The 14003-nt window shown below is 59.8% G+C and carries 11 protein-coding genes; 5 read left to right on the forward strand and 6 right to left on the reverse strand.

What is annotated here, in order from left to right; translation table 11 throughout:
* The first annotated feature begins 116 nt into the window (after positions 1-116).
* Positions 117-710 (forward strand): sulfotransferase family 2 domain-containing protein, encoded by a 594-nt coding sequence (locus AC2FM5_RS07740; protein ID WP_170446054.1) that lies wholly within the window; start codon positions 117-119, stop codon positions 708-710.
* Here AC2FM5_RS07740 and AC2FM5_RS07745 read toward each other — a convergent pair.
* From AC2FM5_RS07745 to guaB, 3 genes are all read right to left on the reverse strand, one after another.
* Positions 707-2998 (reverse strand): hybrid sensor histidine kinase/response regulator, encoded by a 2292-nt coding sequence (locus AC2FM5_RS07745; RefSeq protein ID WP_496734863.1) that lies wholly within the window; start codon positions 2996-2998, stop codon positions 707-709. The genes AC2FM5_RS07740 and AC2FM5_RS07745 overlap by 4 nt on opposite strands.
* Positions 2999-3102: 104 nt before the next feature.
* Positions 3103-4263, reverse strand: coding sequence for an RsmB/NOP family class I SAM-dependent RNA methyltransferase (locus AC2FM5_RS07750; protein WP_496734865.1), 1161 nt, complete (start codon positions 4261-4263; stop codon positions 3103-3105).
* Between the two features lie 28 nt (positions 4264-4291).
* Positions 4292-5740 (reverse strand): IMP dehydrogenase, encoded by a 1449-nt coding sequence (gene guaB, locus AC2FM5_RS07755; RefSeq protein ID WP_170338542.1) that lies wholly within the window; start codon positions 5738-5740, stop codon positions 4292-4294.
* Positions 5741-5955: 215 nt separating this feature from the next.
* Between guaB and AC2FM5_RS07760 the strand changes: the two genes are divergently transcribed.
* The 4 genes from AC2FM5_RS07760 to AC2FM5_RS07775 all read left to right on the forward strand — a co-directional run bounded on the left by AC2FM5_RS07760 (position 5956) and on the right by AC2FM5_RS07775 (position 10478).
* Complete coding sequence (locus AC2FM5_RS07760) at positions 5956-7998, forward strand: ASKHA domain-containing protein (protein ID WP_480635736.1); 2043 nt, start codon at positions 5956-5958, stop codon at positions 7996-7998.
* Between the two features lie 24 nt (positions 7999-8022).
* On the forward strand, positions 8023-8880 hold the full coding sequence (locus tag AC2FM5_RS07765; protein WP_170339087.1) for a class I SAM-dependent methyltransferase: 858 nt from the start codon (positions 8023-8025) through the stop codon (positions 8878-8880).
* A 78-nt stretch (positions 8881-8958) separates the two neighbouring features.
* On the forward strand, positions 8959-9987 hold the full coding sequence (locus tag AC2FM5_RS07770) for a helix-turn-helix transcriptional regulator (protein WP_496734871.1): 1029 nt from the start codon (positions 8959-8961) through the stop codon (positions 9985-9987).
* A complete protein-coding gene (locus tag AC2FM5_RS07775; RefSeq protein WP_170442747.1) occupies positions 9984-10478 on the forward strand; it encodes an A24 family peptidase in 495 nt (164 codons plus the stop codon). Before AC2FM5_RS07770 ends, AC2FM5_RS07775 begins: the two co-directional genes overlap by 4 nt.
* Positions 10479-10553: 75 nt before the next feature.
* On the opposite strand, the gene AC2FM5_RS07780 is transcribed toward AC2FM5_RS07775, so the two are convergent.
* From AC2FM5_RS07780 to AC2FM5_RS07790, 3 genes are read right to left on the reverse strand one after another with little or no spacing between them, the layout of a single operon-like run.
* A complete protein-coding gene (locus AC2FM5_RS07780) occupies positions 10554-11540 on the reverse strand; it encodes a type II secretion system F family protein (RefSeq protein WP_170359189.1) in 987 nt (328 codons plus the stop codon).
* 15 nt (positions 11541-11555) lie between these two features.
* Entirely contained in the window at positions 11556-12584 is a 1029-nt protein-coding gene (locus tag AC2FM5_RS07785; protein WP_170359187.1) for a type II secretion system F family protein, read from the reverse strand.
* Positions 12585-12595: 11 nt separating this feature from the next.
* Positions 12596-13990, reverse strand: coding sequence for a TadA family conjugal transfer-associated ATPase (locus AC2FM5_RS07790; protein ID WP_496734874.1), 1395 nt, complete (start codon positions 13988-13990; stop codon positions 12596-12598).
* Positions 13991-14003 lie beyond the last annotated feature (13 nt).

Genomic DNA, 14003 nt, shown 5'->3' on the forward strand with positions numbered 1-14003 from the left:
TTTGCAATGAAACTTTGCTTGCACAGGCTGGCGATTTTGTGCGGAAGCAATTGACCTCGGCCGCCGGGGCGGACAATCATGTGGCACGACAGCCTTCGGCGCAGGAAAGACATGAAATGCTGATCTTCTTCAAGGAACGCCTTGCGCTTCTGTCCCTGCCTAAAACCGGAAGCACCGCCTATCAGGTCGCGTTGCGGGACCGGGCGGATATCGTGGTGTCGGGTCCACCGGATCTGAAACATGCGCCGGTGCGTCGCTACGACCGTTTCTTCCAGAACATTTTCCGCAAGATGTACGACACGGAAATGGAAATCATGGCCGTCGTGCGCGAACCCGTCGATTGGCTGGGCAGCTGGTATCGGTACAGGACGCGCACCGAATTGACGGGCCACCCGCATTCGACCGACGGCATGTCTTTCGACAAGTTTGTCCAAGCTTATATGCAGTCGCCCCGTCCCGCGTTTGCCGATGTCGGCAGCCAAACTGAATTCTTCCGGACCCGCAGCAACGGCGCCGGTGCTTCGCATATCTTTCGCTACGAACACCAGGACGAGATTCTGAACTTCCTTCAAGATCGACTGAACGCCCGGATCGATCTGACCCGCGAAAATGTATCGCCCAAGCGGGAACTGATACTTTCGGACCAGACCATGGATACATTCCGCAAGGCTCATGCCGCCGAGTTTCGTCTGCATCAGCAGGCGCGTTAGTTGAGGTGTTGGAACACCGCCTCGGTCAATTGTGTCAGTGAAAAAGGCTTGGGCAGGAAGGTCGAGTTTCTGATTTCCGGCCCAGCGTCCCCAAACGCGCCTTCGGTATAGCCCGACATGAAGACCACCCGCACATCTGGCCGGCTTTCAAGCGCCTTGGCAACCCAGGTTGGACCATCCATTCCGGGCATGACCACGTCCGTGACGAAGACGTCGACGTGCAGGTTCTGATCCGCAAGAATGCGCAACGCGTCCTCGGCAGAGCCCGCCTCAAAGACGGTATAGCCCTTGAGGCGCAAGGCACGGGTGGCAAAGGCGCGTACCGGCGCCTCATCCTCGACCAGCAAAACGACACCTTCGCCTTGATGCGCGTTCGGTTCCGGTTGTGCCGGCGGTTCGATCGCAACCTCGGTGTCCCGTGCCAAGCAGACCGGCAGCATGACGTTGAATTCGGTCCCACGCCCTTCGGTGCTGTCCACGAAGATGAAGCCGCCGGTTTGCTTGACGATGCCATAGACCGTCGACAAACCCAGACCGGTCCCCTCGCCTGTCCGTTTGGTCGTGTAGAAGGGTTCGAAAATCTTCTGCAGCTTGTCTGACGGAATACCGACGCCACTGTCGATGACCTTGACCGAAACATATTCACCCACCGGAACCGTCGCTCTGTCCCGCATCAGCGGCTCGGTCAAAGAAAACACCTCGGTTTCGATACGGATTTCTCCGCCGTCGGGCATGGCATCGCGCGCGTTCACCACAAGGTTCATGACGACCTGTTCCAACTGCCTCTTGTCTGCGCGAACGGGCTTGAGAACCGGATCATGACTGAGGATCAGCTTGACCTTCTCGCCCACCAGGCGGTTCAACAAGTGGATCAGGTCGGAAATGGTATCGCGCAGATCCAGCACTTCGGGTCGCAGAGTCTGTTTTCGGGAAAAGGCCAGCAACTGGCTGACCAACGCAGCGGCCCGGTTGGCATTCTGGTTTATCTGGACGAGATCGCCGTAGTTCGGATCACTTTGATCATGGCGCAACAGAAGCAGGTCGCAATGTCCGGAAATGGCGGTCAGCAGATTGTTGAAATCATGCGCCACACCGCCCGCCAGCTGCCCGACCGCCTGCATCTTTTGCCCCTGGACGAACTGAGCCTCCAGCGTCTTGAGTTCGGTCGCGTCGTTCAGCACGGCAACAAGGCGCACCTCACCGTTCTTGACGATGCGGGTCAGGGTCAGTTGAACGAAGACCTCTCGGTCCTTTCCACCCAGCCGCAGGAATTCGGAACGTGGTGGCCCATCGCACGCGGCGACCTGAAGCAGCCAGTCCCGCAAGGGATGCCCCAATCCGCTCAGAACCGTGTCGATATTGGTCTGACCAAATTCAACATCACCGATCAGCTTGCGCGCCAGTCGATTGGCATCCAGAATCTCACCGCCCGGAGCGATGTGCATCATGGGCACCGGGACGTCAGCGAAAGTCGTGGTCCACTGATCTACAGGCACGTCGTCAAGCACGACCAGCGCTATGTCCCGGCCCGCGCTGGTTTTTTGAACCTCGCACACGAATACCCGCCGCGAACTTTCTTGAGCAGGCAGGCGCAGAACCGTTTCACCGGATATGACCTCCGGCGTCAGAGCCTCGGCCGCGCCAACCTCGCTGCCTCGGAGCATCGCCTCGGCCGCAGCATTCATGTTCAAGACCACGTCATTTCGCCCGAGCGTCACGATCGGAAGCGAAGTATACGCCCAAGGTTGCCGACCCGAGGCCTTGATCCGCCACAGGTACAGATCATCGCCAAGGTCGATCGCCAGAACTGGAATTGTCGTACCCTTTGTCACGATGTCTTCTGCCGCGCGCCCTTCGGCTTGCGCCAATGACTGCATCCGAACCAGTATTGCCGCAGGATTGGCGAAAACGGACCGCAAACACATGTCCAGCCTTGCGCCTGTTGAGGCGTTGAACCTGTCCCGCGCTGCGGAATTCACGATCAGCACCCGCCCGTTGGCATCCGTGATGAAACCCGGAGCGGGCTCTTTTTCCAGAAACGACGCGAGAATGGTCTGCGCCTGTTTGTCAACGCGATACGAGAACCATCCGCGCAACAGAACAAACGCGCCAACGGCCAGAAAAGACCCTCCGACCGCCAGCAGGCCCGAAACCAACTGAGGTGAGAACGGAAAGAGTTGGGCGAGAATGACCAACAAAAGCGCGACACCGACCAGAGAAATGGCCCGCGACCAGCTCGGAAAATGTCGCCCGGTCAAGCTTGGCGTAAATTGAGCGACTTCGGTCATCAACAACTCGATTCAAAATCAATCCACGGCATATCGTGGTACAAAGAGTTAATATCCGCTTAAGAAATCCAGCGGACATTCTCCTTTAAGTTGTTTTCAACGTATCAGCGTCGCGTCAAGTGGGCGGAATAGAAGCCGTCGGTGCCGTGTACAACCTGCCACAATCGGCTGAACGTGCATTGCCATTCCGGATGCGCCGACAGGAACGTGTCTATGACGCCTCTGTTTTCGACATCCAGCATCGAACAGGTGGCGTAGGCCAATACACCGTCATCACAGATGAGGGGTGCGGCCGCGTCCAGAATGGACAATTGTGTCTGAGGCAACTGGGCCAATTGCTCGGGCGTCAATGCCCATTTGCCCGCAGGTGCGCGCCGCCACGAGCCGCTCCCGGAACAGGGGGCATCAGTCAGCACCAGGTCAAACGGGCCGTGTTCTTCCAAGTCATCCGTAGACAGGATGGAAATGCGCGCTCCCGCCCGTCGTGCTCGGTCAGGAAGGTCACGCATGCGCCCGGGGTTGGCGTCATGGGCGAAGACTTCGACACCGCCAGAGGCGGCCATGGCCAACGCCTTGCCGCCACCCCCGGCACAATAGTCCAGAACCCTCATGCCGGGTCTTAGGTTCAATGCAGCAACGACAGCCTGGCTCGCCGCATCCTGCAACTCGACCAAGCCGTCACGATAGCTTTGGGATTGCGAAACCTTCCGGGCACCATCGACGACTTCAAGCGCCGTCTCGCAGGCCGGGTGCGGCGCAGTGGAAATCCCTTCCCGCGTCAGTGCATCCACCGCCTCTTGCATGCTCGTGCGGGCCAGATTGACCCGCAGGTGAACCGGAGCGCGTGATTGCAGCGCGGCGGCGGCCTCTCTGGCACTTTCACCAAGCGACCGCTCGAACACCGGCAAAAGCCACTCGGGTATGTCAAACTGTTCGGCTTCCGTATCGAATGGACGTCCGACCTCGTCCGCCGTGACGGGGTCTGGGGCGTGACCAACTCCGTTGAACAGATCGACCGGGTCCTGGCCCCGGGACCGCAGAGCGCCCAACATCAGGCCTCGCCCGGTCCTTGCACCGCCGATCGCAGCGTAAGACCGAAGATGCCGAAGCGCGTCAAAGACATGGTCGCGGATCGCCGCCCTGTCTTTCGATCCCGCAAAACGGCTGCGCCGCGCCCATCCCGTCAACGCTTTCTCGGCGGGGGTTCCGCCCAGAAAATCGTCTAGGATTTCGATAGCGGCCTGAACGCGCGCGCCTGGGGTCATGTCGAGGTCCTGAGTCCGACGGAAACCATCACATCACGCGGTAGTTGGGGCTTTCGCGTGTGATCTGCACGTCATGCACGTGGCTTTCCTTCAGACCCGCTCCGGTGATCTTCACGAACTGACAATTGCGGCGCATTTCATCAACAGTCGCGCAGCCGGTATAGCCCATGGCCGCACGCAGACCGCCGACCAGTTGATGAACGACGGCGCTGGCCGAGCCCTTGTAGGGCACCTGTCCCTCGATCCCCTCGGGCACCAACTTGTCATTCGCGGCGTCTTTCTGGAAATAACGATCGGCCGAGCCGCGCGCCATCGCGCCCAGGCTGCCCATGCCGCGATAGGATTTGAAAGAGCGGCCCTGATACAGGATCACCTCGCCCGGGCTTTCGTCGGTGCCGGCGATCATCGAGCCAACCATAGCGCAGGACGCGCCCGCCGCGATGGCCTTGGCGAAATCGCCCGAGAACTTGATACCACCATCGGCGATGACCGGCACGTCGCCAGCCGCAGCCGAGCAATCCATGATTGCCGTCAACTGGGGCACGCCGACACCGGCCACCATGCGCGTGGTGCAGATCGAGCCCGGCCCGATCCCGACCTTGACCGCATCGGCGCCGGCGTCGATCAGGGCCTTGGTTGCGTCGCCCGTTGCGACGTTGCCCGCGATGATCTGCACTTCGTTCGACAGGGCCTTGATCCGCTTCACCGCGTCCAGCACCCCTTGGGAATGGCCGTGCGCCGTGTCGACCACGATGATGTCGACGCCAGAGTCGACCAATTGCTCGGATCGTTCAAAGCCGGCATCGCCAACCGACGTGGCCGCCGCAACCCGCAGCCGACCCAGATGGTCTTTGCAGGCCGTGGGGTTCAGCACCGCTTGTTCCGTATCCTTCAAGGTCAGCAGACCGGTCAGTTTGCCCGATCCGTCGACGACCAGCAGCTTTTCAATCCGGCGAGCCTTCATCAGGCTCTTTGCCTCTTCCAGGTCGGCCGGCTCCTGCAGCATCGCCAGATTATCAGTGGTCATCATCGCGCGGATCGGCTGGTCGTCCGACGTGGCAAAACGCATGTCGCGGTTGGTCACGATACCCACGACGCGGCCGTCGTCATCCACCACCGGGAAGCCGGTGAAGTTGTAGCGCTCGACCAAGGCCTTGGCATCGGCCAGCGTTTGATTGGCGCGCAGGGTGACGGGGTTGTAGACGATGCCGGATTCGAAGCGTTTGACCCGGCGCACCTCACGCGATTGCTCCTCGACGGTCAGGTTCTTGTGGATGACCCCGATGCCCCCGGCCTGCGCCATTGCGATGGCCATCCGCGCCTCGGTCACCGTGTCCATGGCCGAGCTGAGCAGCGGTATGTTCATGGTGATCGCGCGCGTCACGCGCGTGGACGTGTCCGCCGTTGCCGGCAGCACCGACGAGGCCGCCGGAACCAAAAGAACGTCATCAAAGGTGAGTGCCTCACGAATCTGCATCTGCTAACCCCATGCAAAACCCCGTTTGGCGGTGACCCTATTGCATGGTTTCGACCAAAGGAAAAGCCCCTGCCCCAACTTGTTCGCCCACAAACCGCCGTGATGGCGCGGAAAACGACGCAAGCCGCGCAAAACCTGCCGCGGATTGGCCTTTCCCTTTGCCGCGAAACCCATATCTTGCCGCCATACGCGCGAACACCAAAAAGGCATCCGTCATGACCACCGATCCCCTTGTCGTCTTTACCCCTTCGGGCAAACGCGGACATTTCCCCGTCGGCACTCCGATCCTGACGGCGGCCCGGCAACTGGGGGTCGATCTGGATTCGGTCTGCGGTGGGCGCGGGATCTGCTCGAAATGCCAGATCACGCCCAGCTATGGCGAGTTTCCCAAACACGGCGTCACGGTCCGCGAAGACGCGTTGAGCGAATGGAACGCGGTCGAGCAGCGCTATGACGACAAGCGCGGTCTGAAACCGGGCCGGCGGCTGGGCTGTCAGGCCACCGTTCAGGGCGACGTGGTGATCGACGTCCCGCCTGAAAGCCAGGTGCACCGCCAGGTGGTGCGCAAGGCCGCCGCCGCGCGCGCCATCACCATGGACCCGGCCACGCGCCTCTATTTCGTGGTGGTCGAAGAACCCGACATGCACTCGCCCACCGGCGATCTGGAACGGCTGGAGCGCGCCCTGCGCGAGCAGTGGCAGATCGACGCCGTCACCGCCGACCTGTCGCTTCTGTCCAAACTGCAGCCGACCCTGCGCAAGGGTAAATGGGAGGTCACGGTCGCCCTGCACAAGGGCCACAAGGACAAAGTGGCGCGCATCGTCGAAATCTGGCCCGGACTGCACGAAAACGGGCTGTACGGGCTGGCCATCGATTTGGGCTCGACCACCATCGCCGCGCATCTGACCGATCTGGACACCGGTGAGGTCAAGGCCTCGTCGGGACTGATGAACCCGCAGATCCGGTTCGGCGAAGACCTCATGAGCCGTGTGTCGTACGCGATGATGAACCCCGGCGGTGATCAGGAGATGACCCGGGCCGTGCGTGAGGCGATCAACGATCTGGTCACCTCGATCGCCGACGAGGCAGGGATCGACCCGGCCCTGATCGTGGAAACTGTGTTCGTCTGCAACCCGGTCATGCACCATCTTCTGCTGGGTCTGGACCCGGTTGAACTGGGCCAGGCGCCGTTTGCGCTGGCCACGTCGGAAAGCGTCACGCTGCACGCACGCGAGATGGATCTGACCACGATGAACCCCCGTGCGCAGGTCTACATCCTGCCCTGCATCGCGGGCCATGTGGGAGCCGACTGCGCCGCCGTGGCGCTGAGCGAAGAGCCGGGCAAGTCGCAGGATCTGGTTTTGATCGTGGACGTCGGAACCAATGCCGAGATCCTGCTGGGCAACACGACCCGCGTGCTGGCCTGTTCCTCGCCCACCGGACCGGCCTTCGAAGGTGCGCAGATCAGCTCGGGCCAGCGTGCCGCGCCCGGCGCGATCGAGCGCATTCAGATCGACCCGGTGACCAAGGAACCCCGGTTCCGCGTGATCGGCTCGGACAAGTGGTCCGACGAAGACGGATTCGAGACCGATATCGCCACTACCGGCATCACCGGCATCTGCGGGTCGGGCATCATCGAGGCGGTGGCCGAACTGCGCATGGCCGGCCTGCTGGACGAGAGCGGCCTGATCGGCTCGGCCGAGCAGACCGGCACCAGCCGCTGCATCCCCGAGGGCCGAACCCATTCCTATCTGATCCATGACGCCAGCGCCGAGGGCGGCCCGCGCATCACCGTGACACAGGGCGACATCCGGGCGATCCAGCTGGCGAAATCCGCGCTCTATGCCGGGGCGCGGCTGCTGATGGACGAGATGGGCGTGGACCGTGTGGATCGCGTAGTGCTGGCCGGGGCGTTCGGCGCCCATATCTCGACCAAACACGCGATGGTTCTGGGCATGATCCCCGACGCGCCGCTGGACAAGGTCCAAAGCGCGGGCAACGCCGCCGGCACCGGCGCACGCATCGCGCTGTGCAACATCGCCGCCCGGGCCGAGATCGAACGCGTGGTGCGCGAGATCACCAAGGTCGAAACCGCGATCGAGCCGAAATTCCAGGAGCATTTCGTCGCCGCGAACGCGATTCCGCACAAGACCGACCCGTTCCCGGAACTGGTTAAGATCGTCACCCTGCCCGCTCCGTCCTTCAACACCGGAGGCGATGCGGAAAAAACTGGCCGCCGTCGCCGCAGAAAGGCATAGTCCGAAAAACTGCGGAGGACCCCCATGCAAACAGCAAACGAAGATCAGGCTGAATACTGGGGCAACTCCGAATCCGGCACCAAGTGGCTGACTTTTGAGGACAAACTGGACCACATGCTGGCCCCGGTTCTGGACCTCGTTCTGGATCAGGCCGAACTGGAACCCGGAATGCGCGTGCTGGACATCGGCTGCGGGACCGGCGCCAGCACCATCGCGGCCGCCCAGCGTGTCGGACCGCAGGGCCATGTTCTTGGCGGCGACATTTCTGAGCCGTTCCTAAGCCGAGCGCAGGAAAGGGCCTTTTCCGCGGGTGTTGAAAACGTCGATTTCCAATGCGTCGACGCTCAGGTCGCCCGGTTCCCCGAGGGCGCGTTCGACGCTGCGATATCGCGGTTCGGTGTCATGTTCTTTCAGGATTCGGTTGCGGCGTTCGCCAACATCGCCAAGGCTCTGGCCCCCGGCGGACAAATGACTTTTGCCGCATGGGGACCTCTGGCTGACAATCCCTGGTTCAGGATTCCCCACATGGCCGCCACATCGCATCTGGGCCACCCACCAAAATATGGTCGGTACGCACCGGGACCACTTGCCTTTCATGACATCGACCATGTGACCGGCATGATGGCAACGGCGGGTTTGGATGACATCTTCGCCAACCCCGTAAGCCTCCGACTACCGGGGCTTGGATCGGTGGAGGCCACCGCTGAGCTTTGCACCCGGGTCGGGCCGGCCGCGCGCGTGATAGCGCATTTTAAAGGCGATGAGGCCGACGAACGAAAAATCCAGAGCGCCGTGGCCCAGGAGTTTTCGAGTTTTCAAACGGCAGATGGGTTTGGCATCCCGGCAGTCATCAACGTCTTTCAGGCCCGTAAGCCCTCCTGAAATACCAGAGCGTGTCGCCCTTGGCCAATCACACCCGCTGACTGTTATTGTTTCTGATCGTCAACTCTTTTCAGCCTTTTGAGCCTAATTGTCTGCGTTTTTGCCAGTGTTTTTCTCACCATCCGGAAACTTAATAAGATTCTTGGTGATTTTTGCGTAAAAATCGTAAAATATGAATGTATTGGGCAGAGTAATTCAAATCTACAGAAGCCGCTGAACCGGCTCGCTTTAGTGAGTAAGACGTTTACCAGTTGGTGCTATATGGACAGGGGGATGGGCCGTGCAGGTGCGTGGCTACCGAACACGCAACACACACGCGCATTGATCAGTTTCATTCAATGGAGCCAGGGCGGAGTGGTTCTGGACGCTGCGTTGACCGAAGTTGTCAACGCGTTTGGAGCCGATTGCGGTACCCTCAGCCGTGTCTGGCTCAATAAAGTTGGCAGCCGAGTAGCTGCGCGCGCAGATACCCGTGACCAGACAATAAGTCGGCCGCTTTTCCTTTCCTTCACGAACGACGTGATTGGTCCGTTTGCGAGCAAGCCAAAGAAAGGCGTCGTCTTCAGTCTCAAGGATCACGGGAAACCCGTAAACGAGTTTTCTGCCGTTGTTTTGGACTGGATCTCGCACCGCAAGCTGCACGATATCCTGTTCGTCTGTCTCGACAACCAAGGCTGCGAAATCGATTTTCTGGAGCTGCATTTCGCCAAAGGCCTCGAACCCGGCTGGCGCGAAGCGATAGAGACAATCGCACCCGAAATCTCCGAGATCTACCGCAACAGACGCGCCGGTCTGATTACCGAAGCACTGTCCCGCCAATCCGTAACAACCATCCAAAGGGCGGTGAATGACGCGCCGCTGATGAGCCTCGAAAACCCAGCGGGCCTGACACGGGCCGAATGGCGGGTCTGCGTTCTGATTTCCCGGGGACTGTCGCAACAGTCCATTGGAACCGAGCTCGAGATTGGTCCCGCGACTGTAAGAACGCATCTCAAGCATATCTACGGCAAGACAGGAATGGAGAACTTCCACATGTTGGCCAGACGGCTGGTTTCGATCGAAGAACGCGAAGCCTTGCACGGCAGACACAATCAGGCGCGCGCATGATGATTGATCTGCCTTGGCATATCTGGGTACCTCTGTGGTTGATGGTGCCGCTGTTTGTGGCGGTGGCGTGGACGGACCTAACCGAATACCGGATACCGAACCTGTACTGCCTGATAGGGGTTGCCTTGTTTCTGGTCGGGTTCCCTGCCCTCGGCTTGCATGAAGTTGGATTGCGATTGATCGCCGCCGGGCTTTGCTTTGGGATCTGTTTTGCCCTTTTCGCCGCCGGTTGGCTGGGGGGCGGAGACGCCAAAATGCTACCAGTGGTCTTTTTGGCGATACCGACCCAAGCCCTTTCGACATACATGCTGCTACTATCTGCCGCGATGGCGTTTGGACTGACCAGCTTGACCCTGCTGCGCCTGTGCGTCCGACAACCGACAGGAAAGCTTGCAGCAACGCTCAGCGGACGCGAGTTTCCTCTTGGGATTGCCATAGGCCTTTCGGGCCTGATCCTGGCCGGCTGGTCGATGCTGCTTTACAGCGCCTGAAAGAGCGCGACCCAAGTCGGGGACGCACAGTTGACCTGGTGTGGACCCGGGAGCGCCGCACCCACAAAAACAGCGTCATTTCACGAAAGTTTCGACGTATCGAATGATGATCGGTGCAAGGATCAGCCCCGCGATCGAGGGCAACATCAGGCTCGCCATGACCGCGGACATCTGCACCGGCAACTTGTTGGCTTTCTCCTGCGCGCGAAGCTCTCTCAGTTCGCGCATTTCTTCGGAATACGTAGTCAAGGCGGCCGACAACGGGACGCCGAACCGGGACGACTGGAGGACGACGCTCACGAACGAACTCATTTCGTCGATCCCCGTCCGGCGCGCCATTCTCATCAACGCAACTTCACGGTCGCGCCCGGCCTGAATCTCGCTCAGGGCAATCAGAATTTCCTCGGACATTTCGGGCGATACAGTCTGCATTTCCACTGCAACTTTGAGAAGCGCCTGGTCAAAGCCCATTCCCGCCTCGATCCCAATCTGGAGCAAGTCCAGCATGTTCGGGAACGCATTCTCCATCCGACGTTTACGCTCCTTGATCCGAGCGCTCATCCAAAGCTGGGGGATGAAGAACCCGATGCCGCAGAGGATGCCAAGGTTCCGCAAGATCTGAAATGAATTCAGACCAGACACATAATCGTTGATCGTGGCGCCGATACTGGACGCAGGCTGCCAAGACATGAGGACAAGAAAGACAAGCGGCAGAAACGTCGCCAAGCCCAAACGGATCAGATAGAAATTGGCGATTGCATTCCGGCCGCGAAACCCTGAGCGCGCAAGCACTTGGCCAACTTCGAACCTGACACTTGCATCGCTGGGGATAAGTGCGGCGCTCAGCCCGGTCGGTGTATCGCCCTCCACCTTTTCCGGCACAAGACGTGCAAGGCTCTGGCCCCTTGTTCGTTTGGGCAGCATCCGTTCTGCTGCTGTAGACCGATCGCCGAGCGACGATGATATCCCAAAGAATGCAACGATCGCGCCGGCGGCAACAACGCCCAGGATCATGAGTTGGGAAAAAAGACCAGTGTCGAGTAGCGAGTTCACGATTTCCATTTCGACAACCCTCCCTCAGATCCGGAAATTGACAAGCTTGAACAAAACGATGGCGTTCAGAACGATGGCCGCTGAAATGACGCTCATGACGGGCCAGAAAATCGGGTATTGCACAACGCTTCCGTAATAGTCCGGCGTCATGACCGTCATCACGAGGGCAATCCCGACAGGAATGAACGACAGGATATAGGCGGTCATCCGACCCTCGGCAGAAATGGCCTTGATCTTGCGCCGCAGAGACATGCGGGCACGGATGACGCGCGCCAATGTTCGCAGAATGCCGGCCAGATCGCCACCAGTGCCATGCTGCATCGTCAGCGCGACCGAGAGGTACTGGATATCCTCTTCATCTACCCGGTCTGCCATGTTGCGAATGGCGGTCGTCAACTCTTCCCCATAAGCGACTTGGTCCACGACCAGACCGAATTCAGTTCCGATCGGATCGGGCATTTCGTTTGCCACGCTCTGCAAGGTCGTGTTCAACGGATGTCCGACCTTCAACCCACGCGACATCAGGTCCAACGCATCCGGCAATTGCTTGATCAGCGCGGCCTTGCGCCGTCTGAGGTTGGCGCCAAGGTAGACCAACGGGGCCAACAGGAAGCACACAGCGCTTACAGGTATGACCGTCAGTGGGTTGGCCACCAGTGAGCCTCCGATCGCCGAAACCAGAAAAGCACCCCCACATCCCAACAGGAACATTTCCGGCACCATGTGCAGGCCCGATGCCGCAAGGGCACCCGGCAAGTCGCCGACCAGCGGAAACGACTTCATGAGTGGTTTGCTCTCCCGCGGTTTGAGCAATTCCAGAACGTCCTCGCCAGTCTTTCCCTGGTTCAGCATCTGGATGCGCCGGTTTATCGCCTCTTCCCGGTTTTCTCCGCGCTTCAAAAGCTGACGGACCCCTTCGAAAGCAATCAGGGCGCCGAGAAATATCAAGAGTGACAGAACAAAGCGGACATCGTAACCGCCCACTTCCATCTCTGGTCCGATCAACGAGTCTATGCTGTGCGTCGAAAAGAAGGATCTGAGATCTTCCAACATGGCCGGGTCCCTCAGTTGAACTTGATCGATGAAAGGTCGACACCCGCCGCCGCCAGCGCATCGCTGGATTTCGGTCGGATACCGGTCGGCATGAAGCGCCCGAGGATGTTGCCGGCCTCGTCCTTGCCTTCACGTTTGAAGACGAAGATGTCCTGCATGGTCACGATATCGCCCTCCATGCCGGTGATCTCGGCAATCGAGGTGACACGGCGGGTACCATCAGACAGGCGGTTCAATTGCAGAACAAAGTGAATTGCCGAAGCGATAGTCGCGCGGATTGCTGCATGCGGCAGCTCCAGCCCGCCCATTTGCACCATCTGCTCGACCCGGGAAAGTGCATCGCGTGGGCTGTTGGCGTGTACCGTCGTCATCGACCCGTCATGGCCGGTATTCATCGCCTGCAACATATCGAATGCTTCGGAGCCGCGCACCTCGCCGATGATGATCCGATCCGGACGCATCCGCAGCGCGTTTCGCACAAGGTCTCGTTGGGCAACGGCGCCAGTACCGTCGAGGCCAGCAGGCCGCGTTTCCATGCGCAAGACATGTTCCTGCTGAAGCTGAAGTTCGGCCGCGTCTTCAATCGTGACGATCCGCTCCCGAGGGCTGATATACGACGACAATGCATTCAGCATCGTGGTCTTGCCCGATCCGGTTCCGCCCGAGATCAGCACGTTCATCTTGGCTTCAACCAATCCCCGCAGCAGCTTGGCTGCGCTTTCGTTCAAGGCCTCGTTCTTGATCAGGCGTTCCATCGTCAGCGGAACCCGCGAGAATTTTCGAATAGAAAGCGCCGGCCCGTCCAGTGCGCAGGGCCGAATGATCGCGTTGACGCGGCTGCCATCTTCCAACCGCGCATCCACCCACGGTTGCCGTTCATCAATACGGCGACCGATCCGGCTGACGATCTTGTCGATGATCCGCAGCAGATGACGTTCGTCACGGAAACGTGCCGATGTCTTTTCGAGGATGCCCGAGCGCTCGACAAAGATCTGCGTGTGACCGTTCACGAGGATGTCGTTGATCGTGGGGTCGGCCAACAACGGTTCCAACGGGCCCAGGCCAAGAACCTCGTGCATCAGCTCTTCGACAAGCTGCTTGACCTCCTCGCTGCGCATCGCACGGCCTTCGGCGCGCAGCAGTTCGGTGACATGTCGCCCAATTTCACCCCGCAGTGTTTCTTCCTCGACTTTTTCGATAACGGCGAGGTTAAGCTTGTCCAGCAACGAATTATGCAGCCGCGCCTTCAGATCTATCCGGTCGTTCTGGATGTCATGCATCAATACGAGGTCATCGCCGGAGCGATGAACCGGCTTGCTGATCTGAGCAAACTGCTTGGTGTCCAACGGCACAACTTTCGAAGCGTCCGGTTTTTCCTGGCCTGGTCGGTCGAATTCTCGAAACATCTACTTAACCTTC

It is taken from the genome of Ruegeria sp. BHSA162 (assembly GCF_059613385.1).